Below are 18,960 nucleotides of genomic sequence, written 5' to 3'. Positions count from 1 at the left end.
GTGCTACAATACCCTTTTCGTTTTATTGTCATGTAATTTGTCAGCTATGTCAGAAAACTCCATTGATTCTATCTGTGAATTCTTATTACACGCAGGCACCGACTTTCGCATTTATGATGTAGGCAGAGGCATACAGCCTATTCCGTCACAAACCTTTCTGCAATTGGAAAACGGAGAGTTTCCCACCCCAAGCCCCAGGCAACAACAAGGGTGGTATGCGCTGGTTTTCTGGCAAGCGGCTCACGCTGTTAACTTAAATGCGTCTCGACAGTATATCTGGTTTTTACGCTTGCCTGTTGATGAACAGAGTAAAATTGTTAATGCCGCGCGTACCCACTTCTTGCGCACAATTGTAGACGCATTGCAGCAAGACCCTTCGATGGAAAAAGGGTTACCGGACAACCCGTATATCTTTACACCCGCAGAAACTTTAAGGGCGCAGCTAACAGCCAAGGTCAAAGCAGATTTAAATCAGCTATCCCAGCAAGACAGCATCAAGACTTTCGCTTATATCAATGCGCCGGGAACCGTTGACTGGCGTAACATCAGCATGCAAGAGGTGCATTATGCCGTCTATCAACTTACCGACAATTCAAAGGTGTTTAAAAATCTGGAACAAAATTGGTCGCAACTAGCTCCTGCTTTTTTAAATGTGTTGCTCTGTGCGCTAGAAAATATTCCACTGCCAGACGAGACCGAGCAGTTTTTCATCCAGCAGATAAAACAAAGCCAGAATGCAGAGATGCAAACGCGATTGCTACTGGCATTGCATAACCCCAACACGTCAATCAATGTCTCGGCCTTACTTGCTTTATTGCTAAGTGACCCAAGATCATCAACATTGAGCCTGTTAAGCGTTATTGCAGGGCGATATGGTACCTCGTTGAGTCCAGCGTTATTGTCGCTATTTTTTCAGCGTTGTCACGAGCTGGACGAATCAGAAAATGCAGACGGCGAGATAATCAAAGGTTTCTACGAAGATCTGGTGCGCTTACCGGCTATCAGACCACATGTCCTGCAATTAATACGATAGCGTTGAGATTTTAGTCTATGTCGTTAACCCAGTTATTAATTCTATTTTTAGTATTGTTTTTTTCCTGGCTGTTCTGGATAAGAAGAGGTATGGCTGAAGCTGCAAAGCGCCATATTTCAGCCTATTGCCAGCATCACGACCTTCAATTATTGAGCATTTCTCGCCAGACGATGCAACTCGGCATGGTTTCAGGTAAACCCGGCTGGAACGCGACCTTTGAATTTGAATTTTCAGGCAATAAAGAAGACAAGTATTTGGGCACGCTGTATATGAAGAATCACTTTGCCGTTAAAGTTGATGTGCCACCTTACCGAACCTTTAATGTGGAATAGTTATAAACCAAAAAAGCGGTGGCAATGCCACCGCTTTCCTGAGAATTTTGAGATTCCTTCTCTGCTTTCCTTTGCAGCTTGATCTTCCAGATACAAATCCTTTGACGCCCTTTCCTTCTCATCTCATACATTCCGTATATGAGCTACTCGTCCTGAGCAGATCCCTTCCTTCATTCCTACCTAAACAAGGCATCCATAACCCTGCTCTTATCTTCCTTAACGTGTCCTTATGCCACTCCTTGTGCCATCCCATCCCTTTACTCTTCTCCTAGAAGAGAGATCATCATTGATCTTGTCCACATGCTCCGTGCCGTCTTCCTGACAAGTCGTGTTTCCTTGTGACGAAATAAATAATAATGGAAATAAGCCTGTTTGTTTGTACCAAATAGTTTCACTTCTGTGAATTTACGATGACAACATTGTCATCTCAATATTATTTTCTATAAATTACATAGGGTTAGTTTAAAATGTGAGGAAAGTGATAATGCTAAATTCACGCATATTCCTACATCAATGTAAGAGATTTCTTACAAGAAGGTGGGGCATTTGGGAAAGGCTGTGTGAAAGTGTCTTTTTTCATTCGAAATGAGAATCTCAGTCACGGGCTCGTATTGGCTTCAATCTTTATCAGTTTGGCGCTTACTAATAACTAGATCACTTGTGTCTTCTTCTAGGTTTGTTCATGTACATTTTTGTCCACCAACTTGGTGTTTGGTTAAAGCAAACCACTACAGACTATTGTATCTTTTCAAGACTGAAAACCCTCAGTACCATAATTAGCAGCGACTTATCTTTCTTCATCATTATGAGCCTTTTTCATAAACGAAATTCAAATCCCCACCAAATAATGGGCTATAAATATCAACCTTAATGACATCATCTTTGTTGCAAATAGAAATACAATAAACTTCTATTGGTATTGCTTCTTGCTCATCAATAGTGACATTTGCATAATTCACGAGACCACGTTGCGAGTACTTACGAGTTATAATAAGGGCGCTTTCTATTGATACTACTTTCCCTTCTACTGTACCGACCTTTACTCCTTTGAACATAGTCAAATGAATAAGCATAGTTAACAACACCAACAAACCAGTAACCAAACCAGATGTCAAAAAGACCTTCATAACACATCCATATCTAACGAAGCGATATTTGCAAGTTGTTTTACCTATATCTGATAATACGGCCAGAGTTCAAAAAATATTAAACATTTTTACCAACAAATAAAATAGAACACGAAATCGATAGTTCCACCCATTTAACAAGTCTTAAAGCCACTAGCTGTTGATTAGAAAAGCACCAGCTAGTATGGGCCCCAAATAACCTAGACATCCACGCCAATTTGTTTGAAACAGTCGACAACAAATCCACCACATCAAAAAAGTCGCACTTATTTATGGCTGAAGGTGACCTATTCCATTTGCAATAGTGCGCTATACAACTTCGACAGAAAGCACTAAGTATTGCTGCCGCAGATCGTAAACAGTGTTGTGCAGAACAAAGAATGATAAGACACCATTGCTTGACAAGAATACAAATTCAAGCTGTAGATTTGTTTTTATTGATACTTAGGCTCTTTATTGTACACAACAAGCATAAGAGCCAAACTAACATCGCTGTAGTGGTTAGCCGATATACAATATTAAATGGTATGTTGTCATAGAATACTGAGCATGCTAGCAGCCATCGCTCTTAGAGTCCCTGCAACATCTTTTTTGCATAGAAATTCGTAATGGTCGCTTCGCTGTTATGAATGAAAAAGCGCCTTAACAGTGTCCTGAGAGGCGCTTTTTGCTTAAGTGTAGAGCAGTTTAGAATGCGTAACTCACACTCACTGTTGCGTTTCTAGGCAAAATGAAACGACCGTTGGGGGCTGCGGGATTTCGGGGGTCGCCCTCTGTCAATCCGTCTTCATCAGTCAGATTCTGAATATTGAATTGAATTTCCAGCTCTGGCGTAACATAAACATTTAACCCAAAATCAATTTGCTCGTAACCTTCAAGAGAGTTGGTATTTAAGTTATCGCCAAATCGGTCGTCAACGGCGTGCAATACAGCGTAGGCCGTGGCTTCCATATCAACCATCGAAAAATCATAACTTGGTGTAAGACGAACTTGCCAACCTGGCTGACGAATCGTTTCGTTACCCACTACAGATATTTCGTTTATGGGAGCGCCGGCGGTAATTTCTGTTTCCTGAATAGTGGCGTTTAGTGTTATCGAGAACCCATTATCTGCGTAATACGTACCGTCAATTTCGACACCATAAGCCTCATTGGTAGTCACCTCTGCCGGGGCACCTGGCCGCGGTACAAATAAGTTTCCTTCAACCTCGTTGAAAAACGCAGTGGCATAAAGGCTGTAATCAGACTCAGCCATTTTAAAACCGGCCTCATACTGGGTGATGTCGGTAATTAAGTCTTCACCACTACTGAACGCACCAAAATTATCGCGAAAGTCATCGAACTGCGGCATTCTTGAACCTTCACTGGCTCTGGCAAATACCCCCATATTTTTTTCAAACTGCCAGTTTATACCTGCGGTCCAAGCTACGTCAGACTCATCATATTGAACGGCTTTAGTGACAACACCATCCCCCCCTTCGTCCACTGTATATTCAACTTCGTGGTTTTCACGACGAATACCCACATCGATACGCACTTCTTCGTTTAGTTGATAGTCGGCGGCTAGGTAGAAGGCATCTGTAGAGGCATCTCCAGTGCTGTCAATGTCGTAATTCCATGCACAGCTGTCCTGATTGTCGTTGCAATCAATTCCAGTCAGCAGCTCACCACCACTCTCAACCACATAGTACGCCTGATTCCCCAACGACCATTGATCGTCGGCAGAAAATGAACTTGTGAAATAACCGAATGTGATATTTAAATCGCTCAATGATTTGGTTAATGCAAGGTCATTAGTAAAGGACTCAATTTGCTTTTCAACTACCCAGCGACCAAATTGCTGAACAGCAGTGTCTCCATTGTAAACAGTGCCCGTTACCGCCCCCGTCGCTGAAGCCCCATTATCAGCCACCATTGAAAGCGCAACTGCGCCACCTTCAGGCACTAAACCAAACGTATTTGCATTGCCCTCGGTGTAACCAAACTTGTCAACCAAGGTCCAGTCGTTGCCCAAGTCTAATTCGAGGTTACCGCCAGTCATCGACCCTTTAAAGCCACGACCTTCGCCTATATCGATTGTTCGCAAGTCACCATTTGCCCCAACCTGAATAGTTGCCTGACGGTTTAAAGTGCCAAGTTGCACATAATCATTGTCAACACCTTCAACATTTAGTGCACCTGGCAGATACCAAACACCATGATCGTCGGTCATTCGATGGAAAATTGAGAATTTACCATTATCTAATTCTTTAGTGATGTTAACTGTAAACTGTTGACCATTCTCAGTATCAAATCCAGTGTCACGGATACCAGGTGATCTTGAAATGTAACCACCTGCCATGAAATACAAGTCATCAGCCAGTTCACCACTAACAACGCCGTCAAATCGCTGTAAGCTGTAATCAGAGGTTGAGTATTTCACTAAGCCTTCAGTGATTTCGCTGCCCTCTTTCAAGTTGAAGTTTGTCGTCAGACCCGGCTGCCCGTTTGACAATACCGAAGCAGGACCGCCGCGTAATGCGTCCATAAACGCGATGGTTTCATCCATACGAAACAAAGATGCATTTTCTAAGAAGCTCAAAGTTGGTGGAGTGAAAATAGGAACACCTTGAATTGCCACCGTTAGATAGGGTGCGTCACCCGTACCTGGGAAACCGCGTACAAAGACGTTTGCACCAGCAACACCGCCAGAAGCCTCAGACCAAACACCTGGTATCGCTTTAAATATATCGGCAGTGCTTTTCGGTGCAAGACGCTCAATGTCAACGTCAGACAATGCAGTAATTGCATAGCTAGTATCGACCTTGCGCTGAGATGTACCGCTTGGCACACCCGTAACAACTATTTTTTCTACTTGGTCATTATCAAATGATTCGTTGGTTTCCTGAGCATAGACGTAAGAGTGCACTCCGAGTGCGCTGCACAGGGCAAGAGTTATCGCTGAGTATCGGGCTTTCATGCTTGCAATCCTATTTTTAAATTCATCTTTTTAGTGTTAAACAAAGGACGAAAAATGAGCTCGCCCTCACGATAATGTTAAAACTATGTCAAAATACAAACGTTTGCAAAGACTTTTTGCAAACGTTTGCAAAAATATTGTAAACGGAAGGTATAAACTCATCCTTGAGGTCGGCAACCAGTTTTCGTTATAGTTGAAGAAAAAAGCAGGTTATTGTGCAAAACAATTCTCGATTCACACTGTCTGATTTAGCCAAGTTGGCTGGAGTTTCTACTTCCACTGCATCTAGAGCATTGCGCGGAAACCCAATTATAAAACAGCAAACCAGAGAGCGAATTCAGGCGTTAGCGCTAGAACACAACTTTAGTCTGAACGCAGCCGCCAGCAGACTGCGTACTCAGCGCACCCATGTCATTGCAGTAATTTTAAATCTGACAGAACATACCGAACAAAGCATAAACGACCCATTTTTACTTAAAGTAGTTGGTGATTTAAACCAAGCGCTGAATGAACGCAATTACGAGCTGCTGCTTTCTAATTCGTTTATGGCTAAAGACGACTGGACACAATACTTTATCAAAAGTAGTCGCGCTGATGGTTTAATAGTGGTTGGCCAAGCAAAGTCCGACACAAAAATGATTGCTGCGGCAGAGGCAGGCGCCCCTATCGTTGTGTGGGGAGATCCCCACGCATCTGCGAAATATACAGTAGTGGGAAGTGAAAATAGACTCGGCGCCAAACAAGCAACTGAACATCTCATAAAACTAGGTCATACACGCCCCGTGTTTCTTGGAGATTTGGAACACGCCGAAATGGGCGAGCGCTACAAAGGGTACTGTGACGCACTCGCTGCCCACAATATTCCTTTAGATGATTCCTTGGTTATGTCTACAGATCTCACCTATCAAGCTGGTTACGACTGTATCAACCAAAGTGTTAAAACCAACGGTTTGAACTTTGACGGCATTTTTGCCTGTAGTGACATGGTTGCATTAGGCGCGATGAAAGCGCTTAAAGAGAGATATGTGAATATCCCTGTCGATGTAGCTATTATTGGCTTCGACGACATTCCGATGGCAGAAATGTCGCACCCTGCTCTCTCTTCCATCAAACAAAATACTAAGCTTGCAGCAGAAATAATGGTGACCGAATTGCTTCGTCAACTCAACGGAGAACCTGGCCAATCACATGCCGTAGGCATAGAGTTGAAGATTCGTCACTCTTCCGATCCAACGCGCACTTAACTGCTTAAGTAGCAAAAATTAAAAAATATTGCAAACGATTGCAACAATTAAAATGCTCAAGTAGACTACTGTAAAATGTTAACAGAGCGTTATTATGCATCGCTTATTAATTATTGCTGCTATTACTGCGTGTTATTTTGCCTTTGCGATCCTACTCAACAGCGTAGGGACTGTAATTCTTCAGTCTATTGGCAGTTTCAATATTTCCAAGCCAGAAGCCAGCGTGCTTGAGGGATTTAAAGATCTTCCCATAGCATTTGTGTCCTTTTTTATTGCGTCGTTCATACCGCGAATGGGATACAAAATAGCATTGATTATCGGTTTAGTACTCAGCTTAATCGGTTGCATACTGGTGCCTGCCGTTCCAGCGTTTTGGTCTATCAAGATATTGTTTGCTCTCGTCGGCAGCGCATTTGCTCTTGTAAAAATTTCTGTGTACTCAATTGTTGGAATGCTCACCAAAAGTACAAATGAACACTCTGCGCTACTCAACACAATTGAGGGCATTTTTATGCTCGGCGTGTTGGCGGGATACTGGTATTTTGCTTATTTTATTGATGCACAAAATAGTGCAAGTTTAAGCTGGTTGAACGCCTATTGGGGGCTTGCAGTTTTGCTATTGGGAACAATACTGCTCGTATTTATCAGCCCAATATCAACACCGAATAAAAAAAACGATGGTGATAGTCAAGTAAGTGATGACTTTATCGCTATGCTAAAACTGGCATACAAGCCAATGGTGTTGGTCTTTATTATTTCAATATTTATGTATGTATTGGTTGAGCAAGGTATTGGTACTTGGTTACCTACGTTCAACAATGAGGTATTAGCACTGCCTGCCGATATTAGCGTTCAACTTACTAGCGTATTTGCATTGGCACTTGCGCTCGGTCGTTTAGGCGCAGGACAAGTCTTACGCTTCTTATCTTGGTTTCCGTTTATGCTGACTTGTCTTTTGGGTATGGCCGCTTTGATACTAGTAAGTCTGCCATTGGCCGACAAAATTGATACGGCAAACATAAATTCAGTCATCCAACTCCCATTTATAGCCTTTTTGTTTCCTCTTATCGGCGCATTCATGGCGCCAATTTATCCCGTACTAAACTCAGTGGTACTGAGCAGTCTTCCGACGCAAAATCAATCTGCCATGACGGGATTGATTGTAGTTTTCTCTGCATTAGGAGGGACGTCTGGCTCACTCATAACCGGTACCCTGTTTGAATTAATCGGTGGGCAACAAGCTTTTTACATGCTTCTCTTACCAATAGTAGGTATCACTACCGCACTCATTTTTCTAAAACGTTGGAGCGCGCATTCAGACGTATCCTCAAGTGCTGATGTCGAGGCAAATTCATGACCGAAAACCATCAAAATGTACAAAGCCAAGCGCAGCAATTTTTCAATTCAACACTCTTTCACGACGTACAAATGGCACGCGTATTTCCTGACAGTAAAACGTTTGCAGATGCTAGCCCAAAATCATCGATTACCCATATTTTACTCGCCTATGAAAACGAGAAATCGAAAGAGGGCTTTTCTTTAAATACTTTTGTTGAAAATCATTTTTCAATGCCCGATGCCTCCTACACTGAATCCAAATACATTAAAACAGGTAATCTTGAACTCACCGATTACATTGAATGTTTGTGGTCCAGTCTTACACGTCAACCTAGCGAACAAGCCAATGAAACTAGCTTACTGGCACTACCCCACCCATACATTATTCCGGGCGGGCGATTTCGTGAAATTTATTATTGGGACAGCTTTTTTACGGCATTAGGACTCGTCGATTCCGAGCAGATGCAATTAGTCGTAAACATGGTCGATAACTTCTTTTATTTACAGCAAACTGTTCACTCGATACCCAATGGTAATCGTACCTATTACATAGGTCGCTCCCAGCCTCCTGTTCTGGCCCTATTGGTTGAACTTATTCTTTCTACGCCAACATTGCTGAGGGGCAACGACCGAAATAATTTCATTGAACGCTCAATTGTCGGGCTTAGAAATGAATATGATTTTTGGATGCAAGGTCATGACAGCTTATCGCCGGAAAAGAACGCAACCAAGCGGACTGTTCGCTTGGCTGACGGCACTGTATTAAATAGATACTGGGATGAAAATGATACACCGCGACCAGAGTCCTATTTTGAAGATGTCGAACATGCCAATAACGTAAAAGATAAAGCCGCTTTTTGGCGTAACCTCCGTGCCGCCTGTGAGTCTGGGTGGGACTTTAGTTCCCGTTGGCTGGAGTCTGCAAACTCTCTCACCAGTATCAATACCACATCATTACTTCCCGTAGATTTAAATTGTTTGCTCTATTTATTGGAAACTAAACTGGCGGAGCTTTATAAAGAAACCAATAATGCTGGCGAGATGGTAAAGTTTAAACAAGCTGCTAAGTCCAGAAAAACAGCGATTCTTTCGGTTTTTTGGAATGACGAGTCAGGCACATTTTATGATTATAATTTTGTTAAACAACGTCATACTGATGTATTAAGTGCAGCGTGTTTTTTACCTCTTTACGCTTCACTAGCGACCCACGAGCAAGCCGCTCGGACAGTGGCCAAAGCAAAGCTGTCGCTGATTGGACAATGCGGTGTTCACACTACGAATATGCAAAGCGAACAACAGTGGGACCATGCCAATGGCTGGGCACCACTACAATGGTTTGCATTTGAAGGACTGTCTAACTATGGTTTCGTTGACGACGCCAACCATGTCGCATCAAGTTGGTGCGGCATGGTTGAAGACTTCTACAAGCGCCACCGCTGCTTGATGGAAAAGTATAACTTAAACAACCCATTACAGTTCGCCTATGGGGGTGAATATGATGTTCAGCACGGGTTTGGCTGGACCAATGGAGTAACAATGGCCCTGCGTAAAAAGCGACGCAAAGCCTAATTAAGAATTGCAGCTGCGGAAACTACGCCATTGAACCAATTTTTCGCTCGCTGACCGGCCTTTGCCTTCTAAAAACTATACCGGTTTAACTCTGCCTGCAAGAAGAATGTATAAGTGTAAGTCTGAACCGTTTCATCACCCTTCGCTATAAAAATCGCGTTTAGTGCACTGTTTTTAGGGCAGTGGCTTTGCCTCGTTTATTTCATTAGACTCTATGGCATCTAGAGATTGTCCCAAGGATTACGACCATCATGAAAAAGTCCCTGTTAGGCATATTACTGCTTGGTCTAGTGATTAATTTCACTACTTATGCCTCCGAGCAAGCCGCCGTTGCTATGCCCGATGCTTATAGTGCGGATGCAGCAAAAGCCATTCTGGAAAAAGGGGGCAATGCCATTGACGCCGCAATCACCGCGCAATTCGTACTGGCGGTAACCTTGCCCGAGGCGGGTAATATTGGCGGGGGTGGATTCATGCTAGTGAAAAAGGGTGACACGACTGATTTCATTGATTATCGAGAAAAAGCGCCTCTCACTGCCCATCGAGACATGTATCTGGACGAAAACGGTGATGTGATCCGTGGATTGTCGGTATACGGCATACTTGCTTCTGGCGTACCGGGTACTGTTTCTGGCATGTGGTTGGCGCATCAGAAACATGGCTCACTGGCCTGGAACGATCTGGTTCAGCCAGCTGTAGATTTGGCAGAAAACGGGTTTATTGTTCATCCCAAGCTGGGAAGATCGGTGGCAGGTTTTATTCAGCGCATGAAAGCACGTGAGATTAACGTGAATTTTGCAGACTATTTTGCCGATGCAAAAGCCGACACCTTGTTTAAACAACCTGAACTTGCCGCAACCTTAAAAAGAATTCGAGATAGAGGGCCTGATGGCTTTTACAAAGGGGAAACTGCTGATCAAATCGTCGCTTTTATGAGCAAGCACAATGGACTGATCAGTCATCAGGATTTAGCAATGTATCAGGCAAAATCTCGCCAGCCTATTCGGGATAAATGGCAGCAATACGAAGTGCTTACTGCACCACCGCCCAGCTCTGGCGGCATTGCTGTTTTGCAGTGGTTGAAAATATACGAACAAGTGCGCTCAAGTTATAAGACAATGGGGCACAATTCAGCAGACTATGTCCATTTGCTTGCTGAAATCGGCAAACGCGTATTCGCTGACCGGGCCGCCTATTTGGGTGATCCAGATTTTTATCCGGTGCCGGTCCAGGATTTGATTGCCGATGCGTACATCAGTCAGCGGGCAGCACAAATCAATAAAACGGCCATTTCAATCACAGATGAGATTGACCCCGGTTTGTATGAAAGTGAGGAAACCACACATTTCTCTATTGTTGATAAACAGGGTAACGCCGTGTCTAACACCACAACAATTAACCTTGGCTTCGGCAGTGGCATGGTGGTTGAGGGCGCGGGTTTTATTCTCAATGACGAAATGGATGATTTCAGTGCCAAACCCGGTGTTGCTAATGTATTCGGCGCATACGGCGGTAAAGCCAACGAAATTCAACCGCAAAAACGCATGCTGTCGTCTATGAGCCCAACTATTTTGCTGAAAGACAATAACGTTAAACTGGTCACAGGCTCACCCGGTGGTACCACCATTATCACCTCGGTCTATCAGTCTATTCTCAATGCGATCGAGTTTGATATGACAGCAGAACAGGCCGTTAATACCCCGCGTTTTCATCATCAATTATGGCCCAAAGACACCATTCGCTATCACCCCAATTTATCAGAGTCAGTTATAGAAAAACTAAAAGCGCTCGGGTATACCATGCAGGAACGCCGATTTGGCGATCTGCACATGGTCATTAATCGCAATGGCAAACTGGAAGCTGCGTCAGAGGCCAGTGGCCGGGGCAAATCTATCGTTTTTTAAAGGCCCTATGGATATCGGGGGTCGAGTTTTACTCTGAGCCTATTCTTACTTTGAACGCCGACAACACAAAAGCCAGTAGAAGAAAAAGGCTGCCGGCAATGGCCATTCCAATTGTACCGAATAGGCTGCCCTGCGTGTATTTGCTTGCAATGTCACGAAGCGTTTCTCCGTTCAGTATAACCTGATTTGGGTCCATCCCCTGAGAAGCAAAGGACTCAATGTGAATATCTTGCAATCTAAAGAGGTATTCTGTGGTGTTGGATGTTGATTGGTACACGTACCATGCCGCGGCATAAAAGATAATCCCAATCAATACCGTTAATGATTGTAAGGATTTGGAGCTAATGGTTGCTGATAGGGTTTTCATAAAACGTCCTTTGTTTAATGACAATGGGTTATTGAATGCTTTTGAATAAGCGAGAGCGCAATTACCTGAACGCATAATTTATGCTCTAATTACGCTACTACATTGTCTTATTTGTTTTCAAGCCAGACATTGTTGTATTTGTGCAATGCTTAAGATACTGACAGAACCTTAAGAAATTCATACTTCGTAATTGAATACGCCAATAAACCTGAAGTATTTGCTTTCTTTGACGCCAGAGCGGCTGGGATCATATTTAATGTCATACAGAAGGAAAAATACATCGATAATTGCATCGCCACATTGTTTGCAAGCCTCCTCTGCAAATGACTCGCCAAATGAAGCTAGTGACAATTTTTCTAGGTTATTTTCGCCGTATTCATCGGCGATTTCGGCAAAATCATGATCGTACCAGCCCATGTTAAAGTCTTTACAAAACTCACTGTAGTCGTCATCCTCACCATAGGATTCCGCAAAATAATCATCGGGGATCTCGCTCTGAGGGACTGTAGATGCCCAAATTGATACTTTTTTTGACTTTTCTTCAAGAAAGTCTGGTCTGGTAAACATTGTCATTGCATAGCACTCTTTATTAACTGTGGCCTTAGGCAAAAACGGCAACCCAGGTGATGGCATTGCCCACACCATGGACCAATGCGGGCGGTGTTACGCTATTCGTCTTGTTTCGAAGCCATTGAAAAAATGCACTTGCACCAAGATAGATCGCAACTAATAGCAGCACTGCACGGTAGGCTTCCTGCTCTGCATAGTGCCATAACCTTATTGAATGAAGTGGTGCAATAACAAAAGCAAGGGTTGTGACGATTGCGGCAGTGGCAACTGACATATAGCGGGTTAAGCTGGTATAAAGCAGACCTCGATATAAGAGCTCCTGACCCACACCAATGCAAAATCCAGTGAAAAACCATAGAAGCCAGAGCCCCCAACCAGCGTCAAAACTCTCAAATAACTGCCCTGCTTCCATCACGCCAAATAGCAAGGCGCTGGCCAGCATACACCCCACTACCAAGGAAGTTTGAGCTCGAGGGAATGCGAGTAAGCGTGGAAATAACAAGGCCAGACTGATAACTAATGTAACCACCAGTGAAAGCTCTATCATCATTCGCATTGGCTGATTAAAGTACCAGTGAAGGGTATCAAGCAGCCAGGGATCGGGCTGCAGTAAAAGCCTTACTGGTAACTCCATGAGTACAAAAAGGACTATCGCCACCAATGAGATGTGGGCAGCCAGCTTGGTATTGCGCTTAGTGATTGCGTTTTCGTAATTCACGTTGAAGTGCCTTGTCGTTACTCTCACTCGCCAAAGTGAAATGTTGCTTTTTCATGCTCTCATTGCCCGCTAAATCATGCAGTTGTGCAAGACGAAAGTGGGCCCAGTGCTTTTCTGGTAAGCGTCGAGAATCCAATGTCTGGGTTAGATAATGATTTAATGCCTTAATGCCGTTGTCTACTTGCTGCTCAGAGAAAACTGCGGTGCGGCCAATTTGATAATAGGCATTCATTACAAAAGTATTATCGTCATCTTCAGGCGCATTAATGGCATGTTCAAACATATCCATCGCTTCACCGTATTGCTGCTTTTGTTGCAATACCAAACCATACCGATAGTGAAATTCTGCATGGTCAGGATACGTATCGCGACTTGTTGCTAGCAACTGTTCGTATTGGCTTGATTGCTCTGTTTCCCGATAGTAACTGAGCTCAGCCTTCACCCCCTGCAAACTGTCTATTGTGGCAATCTGCTCTACCTGCTGCCAGGCAAGGGCTTTGTCACCGCCAGCTATACCGGGTACGCCAAGGTAAAAGTGCATTAAAGCCTTGCGATAATCAGTATTGTGGGGTTGAAGTGTCACCGCGCGTTGCAGGCATCGCAACGACTTTTTCGCATAGCTCAATGCAGAAAAGATGGCATTTTCTGCTTGCTTACCCATTATCCGGCCACAAGTAAATTGCACATCTGCGTCGTTGGGTGTATCTGCCAAGGCTTTTTCAATAAGTGCTTCAGCCCGGTCCAGATCTGTCCCCATCGCCGCTTTTGCCTGCGTCAGTGCACTTGCAGTATTCCCGTTGACCTCGCCAGATACGCCATGGGCACAAATAACAAACAGCAAGGTGGCATAAAAAATAGATCGCATGTTTTGTCCTCTCGTTGAAAGGCCAAAGATAGCAAGCGAATAGTTTAAGTTAGTGTGCCAAAAGTCACGTTTTAACCGTTAATGTTTATGGAGCTGATTCACCAATCGCTCACATAATCTGTGTACGCGTAAAATGCCATCGTGATAAGTTGTACTCGTTTTTCCGTGTTCCAAACTGGCAATGAATTGCTCAAACATGGTAACAAACCCTCTTTTATACAGCGTGCTGTCCCAATCGCCAAAGCGCAATGGCGAACGAGTATTGTTCTTCAATACATGGCCTTCGCGCAGGTTGTCGATTTGCCATTTTTGATTCTCAGCAAAATACTCCAGACGCTCTTCATTACCGCCGTTCAATCGGTTCATACTGGCGCTAAACAGTACATGCTTGCAGCGCCATTCAACCGATATCACCCCAAGTTCAGCTCCCTGGGAGTGAGCAAACACATTGAGTTGATCATCATCAAGGGTACAACCATGGGTTTGTCCTGCAAATATGCAAAAATCAAGCACGTGAATAAAGTCATCAAAAATGAAAACCCTGGGCTCATCCGGCAGTGCAAACCGGTTTTTCTGGTACTTGATATGAATCGGAGACACGCTGAGCAATAGTTGATAAAGAGGGGCATATCGACGGTTGAATCCCACAAATATAGGGATATTTTTTTGCGCAGACACATCCATAACCTGCTCACACTCATTCATATAGTAGCTGATGGGTTTGTCGATAAAAACGGGAATACCCGCTTGCAGGCACTGCATAGCAATAGTGAAATGTGAATCGGTACTGCTGTGTATCATTACGGCATCAGGCTGACTTTTTATGAGTGCTGCCAATTCCGTGTAGGTTTCCTGAATTCTGTATTGTTTCGCCAGCGCAGCCAGTGTAGCAGCATTTCGTGTGCATAAAACAGGGGTAACCTTTGGGTGAGAAGTCACTACAGGCAAATACGCTTTTAAAGCAATATCGCCCAGTCCTATCATGGCTATGCGCATCAAGGCTTTTCCTTTGTTAATAAAATGACATAGTACCAGAAGCCTTTGATATTTTCGATATAAGTGCATGGACCACACCACAAAATAGTCAAATAGCATTGCCTTTTTGCGGTAACAGTCGTTACTCTACGACGTGTATTTTTAAGCGAAATATGCCAGAACAACGTAGACGTTAGCGTATTAACAACAATCAAAAGGGAAAAACTATGTTAAAGACCTTGACCAAGCCCATTGCGAGTATTGTAGCAGGGGCCTGTTTTGTCACTATGACGCTCACTCAGGCAGCGATGGCGAATGAGCACCTAAAGAACGTTATCGAAGCACAGGAGCGAGCTGAAGAAAGTGTACGTGACAAGTACAGAAATCCCTATGAAACACTGAGTTTCTTTGGTGCTGAGCCCAATATGACTATCGTGGAGTTGGCGCCCAGTGGTGGCTGGTATAGTGAAATCCTTGGACCCTATGTAGCCAAAGAAGGCAAGCTGATTGCCGGCCATTTTAATATGGAAAGGGAAAATGCACCTGCGTATTTTACGCGAGCCATGGCGGCGTACAAAGAACGTATTGCCGATAAGGAAAGATTTGGCGACATAGACATCGTACCGTTTGATCCACCCGCCAAAAGCCGCTTAGGTGAGTCGGGTTCGGCTGATATGGTACTGTCATTTAGAAGCGTTCATGGCTGGAAACGTGATGGCGTGTTCGGCGACGTACTCAAATCTGTTTATGACGTGCTTAAGCCAGGCGGTACCTTTGGTATTGTTGGGCACCGCCTTCCTGAAGATGGCGATGACTCAGAGTTTACTGGCTACGTCAAGCAAAGCTGGGTCATTGAAATGGCTGAAGCTGCGGGACTTAAACTCGTAGAATCATCAGAAATAAATGCCAATCCAAACGACCCGGCCAACCACGAAAATGGTGTGTGGTCTTTACCGCCGTCATTGAGCGTGAAAGACGAGGCATTAAAAGAGCGCAATCGTAAAATAGGTGAAAGTGACCGCTTTACCCTTAAATTTGTAAAAGCGTCCTAATTAAAAGAGGGGTATGTTCAGGTATGAGTCGTCAATCCGACATTGATTTTGAGGCGTTTAGTTTTGCAGAAGTGGTTAAGCTTCCGCCCCAGTATCATGTGTTTGACCTTACTTCTGGTGCCATGGATATGCCCCCTAATTTTACTTATGGCGTGGGAAAATATAATGAACATAGGCCAGATATTTACAGCTCACCGCTTTTTGCGGGCGAGCGTGACTATCACATTGGCATTGATATCTTTGCCCCACAACACACTGAAATACACAATTTTTATGACGGCGTCGTGTATCAGCGCGCTTATAACGGTGAAGCACTGGATTACGGCTATACCCTAGTGCTTAAATACGAGCTCAACAACACGCCCCTATATGCATTGTTTGGACATTTAAGTAAGGCCTCGTACCACAACAATCCTCCGGGAAAAATAGTAGCTAAGGGTGAGCAGTTTGCCTGGATGGGGCCACCTGAAGAAAATGGTGGCTGGCCTGCACATCTTCATCTACAACTCTGCTACGAATGTCCATCTCGCTGTGACATGCCCGGAGTGGTAAACAAGGCTGATTTAGAGGCCGCATTACGCCTTTACCCTGATCCGCAAAAAGTATTAGGCAAGCTCTATTGATTCAAAACAATCTTTTAGCGGATTTGTTTTAGAAAACATGTGAATATTCATCTACGCTTTTAGTACAGTCCCGATAAATAGCGCCCATGGAACACACAGATTCAGCTTCCATAAACCTTGTTCCAAGTCCAATATTGGTTGTCGACATAACGGGCCACATTAGGCTGATCAACGATTATTTGTCAGAGGTTTTTCTTTATGCGCCCCATGACTTAATCGGTAAACCCATTTCTGCGTTTATACCTGAACTCGAACAAAACAGCGTCACCAGTGATAATTCTTTTTGGCTTCAATCACCCAACAGCACAACCAAGCGTGTATTTACGGCTTATAAAAAGAATAAGCAACCAGTAGCTGTAGAGCTCTTCGTTAATAGAACGCAATTTGAAATCATAGTTTTAGTGACTGATGTTACCCGGCGCGAGGCTGCCATAGAGTCATTGAACATCAGCCAATCAATCAACAAAACCGCAACCTGGTATTACGATTTACTCAGTGAGCAAGTATGGTGGTCGCCTGAACTTTTCAGGATTTTTGGATTACCCGTATCAGAGCATGCCCCGCCCTACGAAACACATCACAAACTATTTACCCCCTCATCGTGGCAGCTCCTGCAACCGGCAGTGGCCAATGCGGCTGAGCGCGGTACCCCCTATGAACTCGAGCTCGAACTCAATAGCAAGGGCGATGACCGGCGATTTGCGGTAGCTCGCTGTGAGCCCATATTGGATGACGCAGGCAGAGTCACACGTTTAGTGGGCACCTTTCAGGACGTCTCTACACTCAAGGAGGCTAAGCTAGCGTTAGAAGAAACCGCATTACGCTTAAATGAGTCCATTGTCGCAGGTGGTATCGCCTTGTGGGACTGGAATTTAGTGACCAATGAAGCCCGTTTTTCTGATGAATACAAACGACAACTGGGTTATGAAGCCCATGAGATAAACGACAGCTATGCGGAATGGGAGCGCCGCGTGCACCCCGAGGACCTTGAGGAAACATTACAAAAAATAGCCAATGTGACCGATGACGGCCAGCGAACCTACGAGGCCGTTTTTCGCATGCAACATAAAAACGGCGACTATCGCTGGATAATGTCCCATGCAACCAGCTTTTTAAATGAAGAAGGTAAACCGGTCAGGTTACTCGGTTCACACACCGACATTACAGACAGAATTGAACTGCAAAACAAGTTAAAAGAAGCACAAAAAATGGAAGCATTAGGTCAACTTGCAGGCGGAGTGGCCCATGACTTTAACAATCAGCTTTCCAGTATTATGGGCTTCGCTGAACTCATCAGTGCCTCAAACGATCTGGATAGCTCTAAAACCTACGTTGGAAAAATTATTGCTTGTGCAGAAAACGCCAGTAACCTAACACGACAATTATTGGCATTTTCGAGGCAAGACAAAACAGAATTCAAGCCACTTGATTTGCACAAACTAATAAGCGATACCATTGATATCATCAGCCACTCTATCGACAAGCGCATTTCCATTGATTTACGTCTGAATGCCAGTTTGCATATTGTTAAGGGAGATTATGCGCTCTTGCAAAATGCACTGTTAAATTTAGGGCTGAACGCGAGGGATGCGATGCCAAAGGGCGGTACTATTTTCATTCAAACAGAAACTATTCCTACGGCTACAGGCAAAGGCCTTCATGTGATATTTTCTGATACCGGCTGCGGCATTAAAAAAGAAGATCTGAACAAAATCTTTACGCCATTTTTTACGACCAAAGCTGTAGGAAAAGGCACAGGACTTGGGCTGGCATCAGCGTATGGCACGATAGAAAATATGGGCGGTAACATTAAGGTTACCAGTACCGTCGGTGAGGGTACGCGGTTTGATATCGATTTACCCGTCTATGATAGCACTGTACCTACTGAACAGACTACGCCTTGCCAAGACGCTCAGCCCGATAGAAAACGAAAGATACTCCTGGTTGATGATGAAGCTATGATCAGGGAGTTATGTGCAGAGTTTTTAGATTCACTAGGTCATGAAGCTTTGTTGGCAAAAGACGGGGAAGACGCTATTGAGCTATTTAAACACAATGTCGTCGACTTGGTGATCCTGGATATGATTATGCCAAAATTAGACGGTAAGCAAACATACCTAGCCTTGAAAGCCATTGACTCGTCAGTAAAAGCGATTGTAGCGTCTGGTTTTATGGCTGAAAATTCAGAATCAGAGCTCTTGTCTATGGGTGTCATCGACATTATTAAAAAGCCATATAGACTCGCCGAGCTCAATGCTTGTATCAATAAAGTATTGAGCTAATAT

The 18,960-nt window shown here is 44.0% G+C and carries 16 protein-coding genes; 9 read left to right on the top strand and 7 right to left on the bottom strand.

All coding sequences use genetic code 11. The features are described from left to right. Positions 1 to 46 precede the first annotated feature (46 nt). Together DRW07_RS02815 and DRW07_RS02810 are read left to right on the top strand one after the other, a co-directional pair. Positions 47 to 1,033, top strand: a complete 987-nt coding sequence (locus tag DRW07_RS02815) for a DUF3549 family protein (protein WP_165870374.1) — start codon at positions 47 to 49, stop codon at positions 1,031 to 1,033. Between the two features lie 17 nt (positions 1,034 to 1,050). Then, the gene (locus DRW07_RS02810; RefSeq protein ID WP_124026358.1) at positions 1,051 to 1,365 is read left to right on the top strand and encodes a DUF3301 domain-containing protein; all 315 of its coding nucleotides are present in this window, start codon (positions 1,051 to 1,053) and stop codon (positions 1,363 to 1,365) included. 803 nt (positions 1,366 to 2,168) lie between these two features. Here DRW07_RS02810 and DRW07_RS02805 read toward each other — a convergent pair. Both DRW07_RS02805 and DRW07_RS02800 read right to left on the bottom strand, forming a co-directional pair. Beyond that, positions 2,169 to 2,492: a hypothetical protein gene (locus DRW07_RS02805; RefSeq protein WP_124026357.1), complete on the bottom strand. Its 324-nt coding sequence runs from the start codon at positions 2,490 to 2,492 to the stop codon at positions 2,169 to 2,171. Positions 2,493 to 3,179: 687 nt separating this feature from the next. Further along, entirely contained in the window at positions 3,180 to 5,450 is a 2,271-nt protein-coding gene (locus DRW07_RS02800; RefSeq protein WP_124026356.1) for a TonB-dependent receptor, read from the bottom strand. Positions 5,451 to 5,665: 215 nt separating this feature from the next. On the opposite strand from DRW07_RS02800, the gene DRW07_RS02795 reads away from it, so the two are divergent. The 4 genes from DRW07_RS02795 to ggt all read left to right on the top strand — a co-directional run bounded on the left by DRW07_RS02795 (position 5,666) and on the right by ggt (position 11,505). Beyond that, positions 5,666 to 6,694: a LacI family DNA-binding transcriptional regulator gene (locus DRW07_RS02795; protein WP_124026355.1), complete on the top strand. Its 1,029-nt coding sequence runs from the start codon at positions 5,666 to 5,668 to the stop codon at positions 6,692 to 6,694. 94 nt (positions 6,695 to 6,788) lie between these two features. Next, complete coding sequence (locus DRW07_RS02790; protein WP_124026354.1) at positions 6,789 to 8,051, top strand: MFS transporter; 1,263 nt, start codon at positions 6,789 to 6,791, stop codon at positions 8,049 to 8,051. Beyond that, positions 8,048 to 9,601 (top strand): alpha,alpha-trehalase TreF, encoded by a 1,554-nt coding sequence (gene treF, locus DRW07_RS02785; RefSeq protein ID WP_124026353.1) that lies wholly within the window; start codon positions 8,048 to 8,050, stop codon positions 9,599 to 9,601. Before DRW07_RS02790 ends, treF begins: the two co-directional genes overlap by 4 nt. A gap of 251 nt (positions 9,602 to 9,852) precedes the next feature. Beyond that, complete coding sequence (gene ggt, locus DRW07_RS02780) at positions 9,853 to 11,505, top strand: gamma-glutamyltransferase (RefSeq protein ID WP_124026352.1); 1,653 nt, start codon at positions 9,853 to 9,855, stop codon at positions 11,503 to 11,505. Positions 11,506 to 11,533: 28 nt separating this feature from the next. Here the strand turns inward: ggt and DRW07_RS02775 are convergent, their stop codons facing one another. From DRW07_RS02775 to DRW07_RS02755, 5 genes are all read right to left on the bottom strand, one after another. Beyond that, positions 11,534 to 11,872, bottom strand: a complete 339-nt coding sequence (locus DRW07_RS02775; protein ID WP_124026351.1) for a hypothetical protein — start codon at positions 11,870 to 11,872, stop codon at positions 11,534 to 11,536. Between the two features lie 177 nt (positions 11,873 to 12,049). Next, positions 12,050 to 12,445 (bottom strand): immunity 22 family protein, encoded by a 396-nt coding sequence (locus DRW07_RS02770; protein ID WP_165870373.1) that lies wholly within the window; start codon positions 12,443 to 12,445, stop codon positions 12,050 to 12,052. Positions 12,446 to 12,473: 28 nt separating this feature from the next. Beyond that, the gene (locus tag DRW07_RS02765; protein ID WP_240630484.1) at positions 12,474 to 13,160 is read right to left on the bottom strand and encodes a CPBP family intramembrane glutamic endopeptidase; all 687 of its coding nucleotides are present in this window, start codon (positions 13,158 to 13,160) and stop codon (positions 12,474 to 12,476) included. Beyond that, positions 13,135 to 14,025: a tetratricopeptide repeat protein gene (locus DRW07_RS02760; RefSeq protein ID WP_124026349.1), complete on the bottom strand. Its 891-nt coding sequence runs from the start codon at positions 14,023 to 14,025 to the stop codon at positions 13,135 to 13,137. The genes DRW07_RS02765 and DRW07_RS02760 overlap by 26 nt, the downstream gene beginning before the upstream one ends. A 78-nt stretch (positions 14,026 to 14,103) precedes the next feature. After that, entirely contained in the window at positions 14,104 to 15,021 is a 918-nt protein-coding gene (locus DRW07_RS02755; RefSeq protein ID WP_165870372.1) for a Gfo/Idh/MocA family protein, read from the bottom strand. A gap of 206 nt (positions 15,022 to 15,227) precedes the next feature. On the opposite strand from DRW07_RS02755, the gene DRW07_RS02750 reads away from it, so the two are divergent. The 3 genes from DRW07_RS02750 to DRW07_RS02740 all read left to right on the top strand — a co-directional run bounded on the left by DRW07_RS02750 (position 15,228) and on the right by DRW07_RS02740 (position 18,957). Next, positions 15,228 to 16,052, top strand: a complete 825-nt coding sequence (locus DRW07_RS02750) for a class I SAM-dependent methyltransferase (protein WP_124026347.1) — start codon at positions 15,228 to 15,230, stop codon at positions 16,050 to 16,052. Positions 16,053 to 16,075: 23 nt separating this feature from the next. Further along, a complete protein-coding gene (locus tag DRW07_RS02745) occupies positions 16,076 to 16,675 on the top strand; it encodes a peptidoglycan DD-metalloendopeptidase family protein (protein WP_124026346.1) in 600 nt (199 codons plus the stop codon). 86 nt (positions 16,676 to 16,761) lie between these two features. Then, positions 16,762 to 18,957, top strand: coding sequence for a hybrid sensor histidine kinase/response regulator (locus tag DRW07_RS02740; RefSeq protein ID WP_124026345.1), 2,196 nt, complete (start codon positions 16,762 to 16,764; stop codon positions 18,955 to 18,957). Positions 18,958 to 18,960: the final 3 nt, after the last annotated feature.

The sequence above is a fragment of the Paralteromonas sediminis genome (genome assembly GCF_003820355.1).
In the GTDB taxonomy this organism is placed as follows: Bacteria; Pseudomonadota; Gammaproteobacteria; order Enterobacterales; family Alteromonadaceae; genus Alteromonas_F; species Alteromonas_F sediminis.
Note: the sequence above shows the minus strand (reverse complement) of the source record. Positions and strands in the feature narration are given on the sequence as shown.

Excerpts from the sequence above, each read along its gene's own strand:
- DRW07_RS02815 (WP_165870374.1), top strand. The coding sequence starts at position 47 with ATGTCAGAAAACTCCATTGATTCTATCTGTGAATTCTTATTACACGCA.
- ggt (WP_124026352.1), top strand. The coding sequence starts at position 9,853 with ATGAAAAAGTCCCTGTTAGGCATATTACTGCTTGGTCTAGTGATTAAT.
- DRW07_RS02760 (WP_124026349.1), bottom strand. The coding sequence starts at position 14,025 with ATGCGATCTATTTTTTATGCCACCTTGCTGTTTGTTATTTGTGCCCAT.
- DRW07_RS02750 (WP_124026347.1), top strand. The coding sequence starts at position 15,228 with ATGTTAAAGACCTTGACCAAGCCCATTGCGAGTATTGTAGCAGGGGCC.
- DRW07_RS02790 (WP_124026354.1), top strand. The coding sequence starts at position 6,789 with ATGCATCGCTTATTAATTATTGCTGCTATTACTGCGTGTTATTTTGCC.
- DRW07_RS02775 (WP_124026351.1), bottom strand. The coding sequence starts at position 11,872 with ATGAAAACCCTATCAGCAACCATTAGCTCCAAATCCTTACAATCATTA.
- DRW07_RS02745 (WP_124026346.1), top strand. The coding sequence starts at position 16,076 with ATGAGTCGTCAATCCGACATTGATTTTGAGGCGTTTAGTTTTGCAGAA.
- DRW07_RS02810 (WP_124026358.1), top strand. The coding sequence starts at position 1,051 with ATGTCGTTAACCCAGTTATTAATTCTATTTTTAGTATTGTTTTTTTCC.
- DRW07_RS02755 (WP_165870372.1), bottom strand. The coding sequence starts at position 15,021 with ATGCGCATAGCCATGATAGGACTGGGCGATATTGCTTTAAAAGCGTAT.
- DRW07_RS02800 (WP_124026356.1), bottom strand. The coding sequence starts at position 5,450 with ATGAAAGCCCGATACTCAGCGATAACTCTTGCCCTGTGCAGCGCACTC.
- DRW07_RS02770 (WP_165870373.1), bottom strand. The coding sequence starts at position 12,445 with ATGACAATGTTTACCAGACCAGACTTTCTTGAAGAAAAGTCAAAAAAA.
- treF (WP_124026353.1), top strand. The coding sequence starts at position 8,048 with ATGACCGAAAACCATCAAAATGTACAAAGCCAAGCGCAGCAATTTTTC.
- DRW07_RS02805 (WP_124026357.1), bottom strand. The coding sequence starts at position 2,492 with ATGAAGGTCTTTTTGACATCTGGTTTGGTTACTGGTTTGTTGGTGTTG.
- DRW07_RS02740 (WP_124026345.1), top strand. The coding sequence starts at position 16,762 with ATGGAACACACAGATTCAGCTTCCATAAACCTTGTTCCAAGTCCAATA.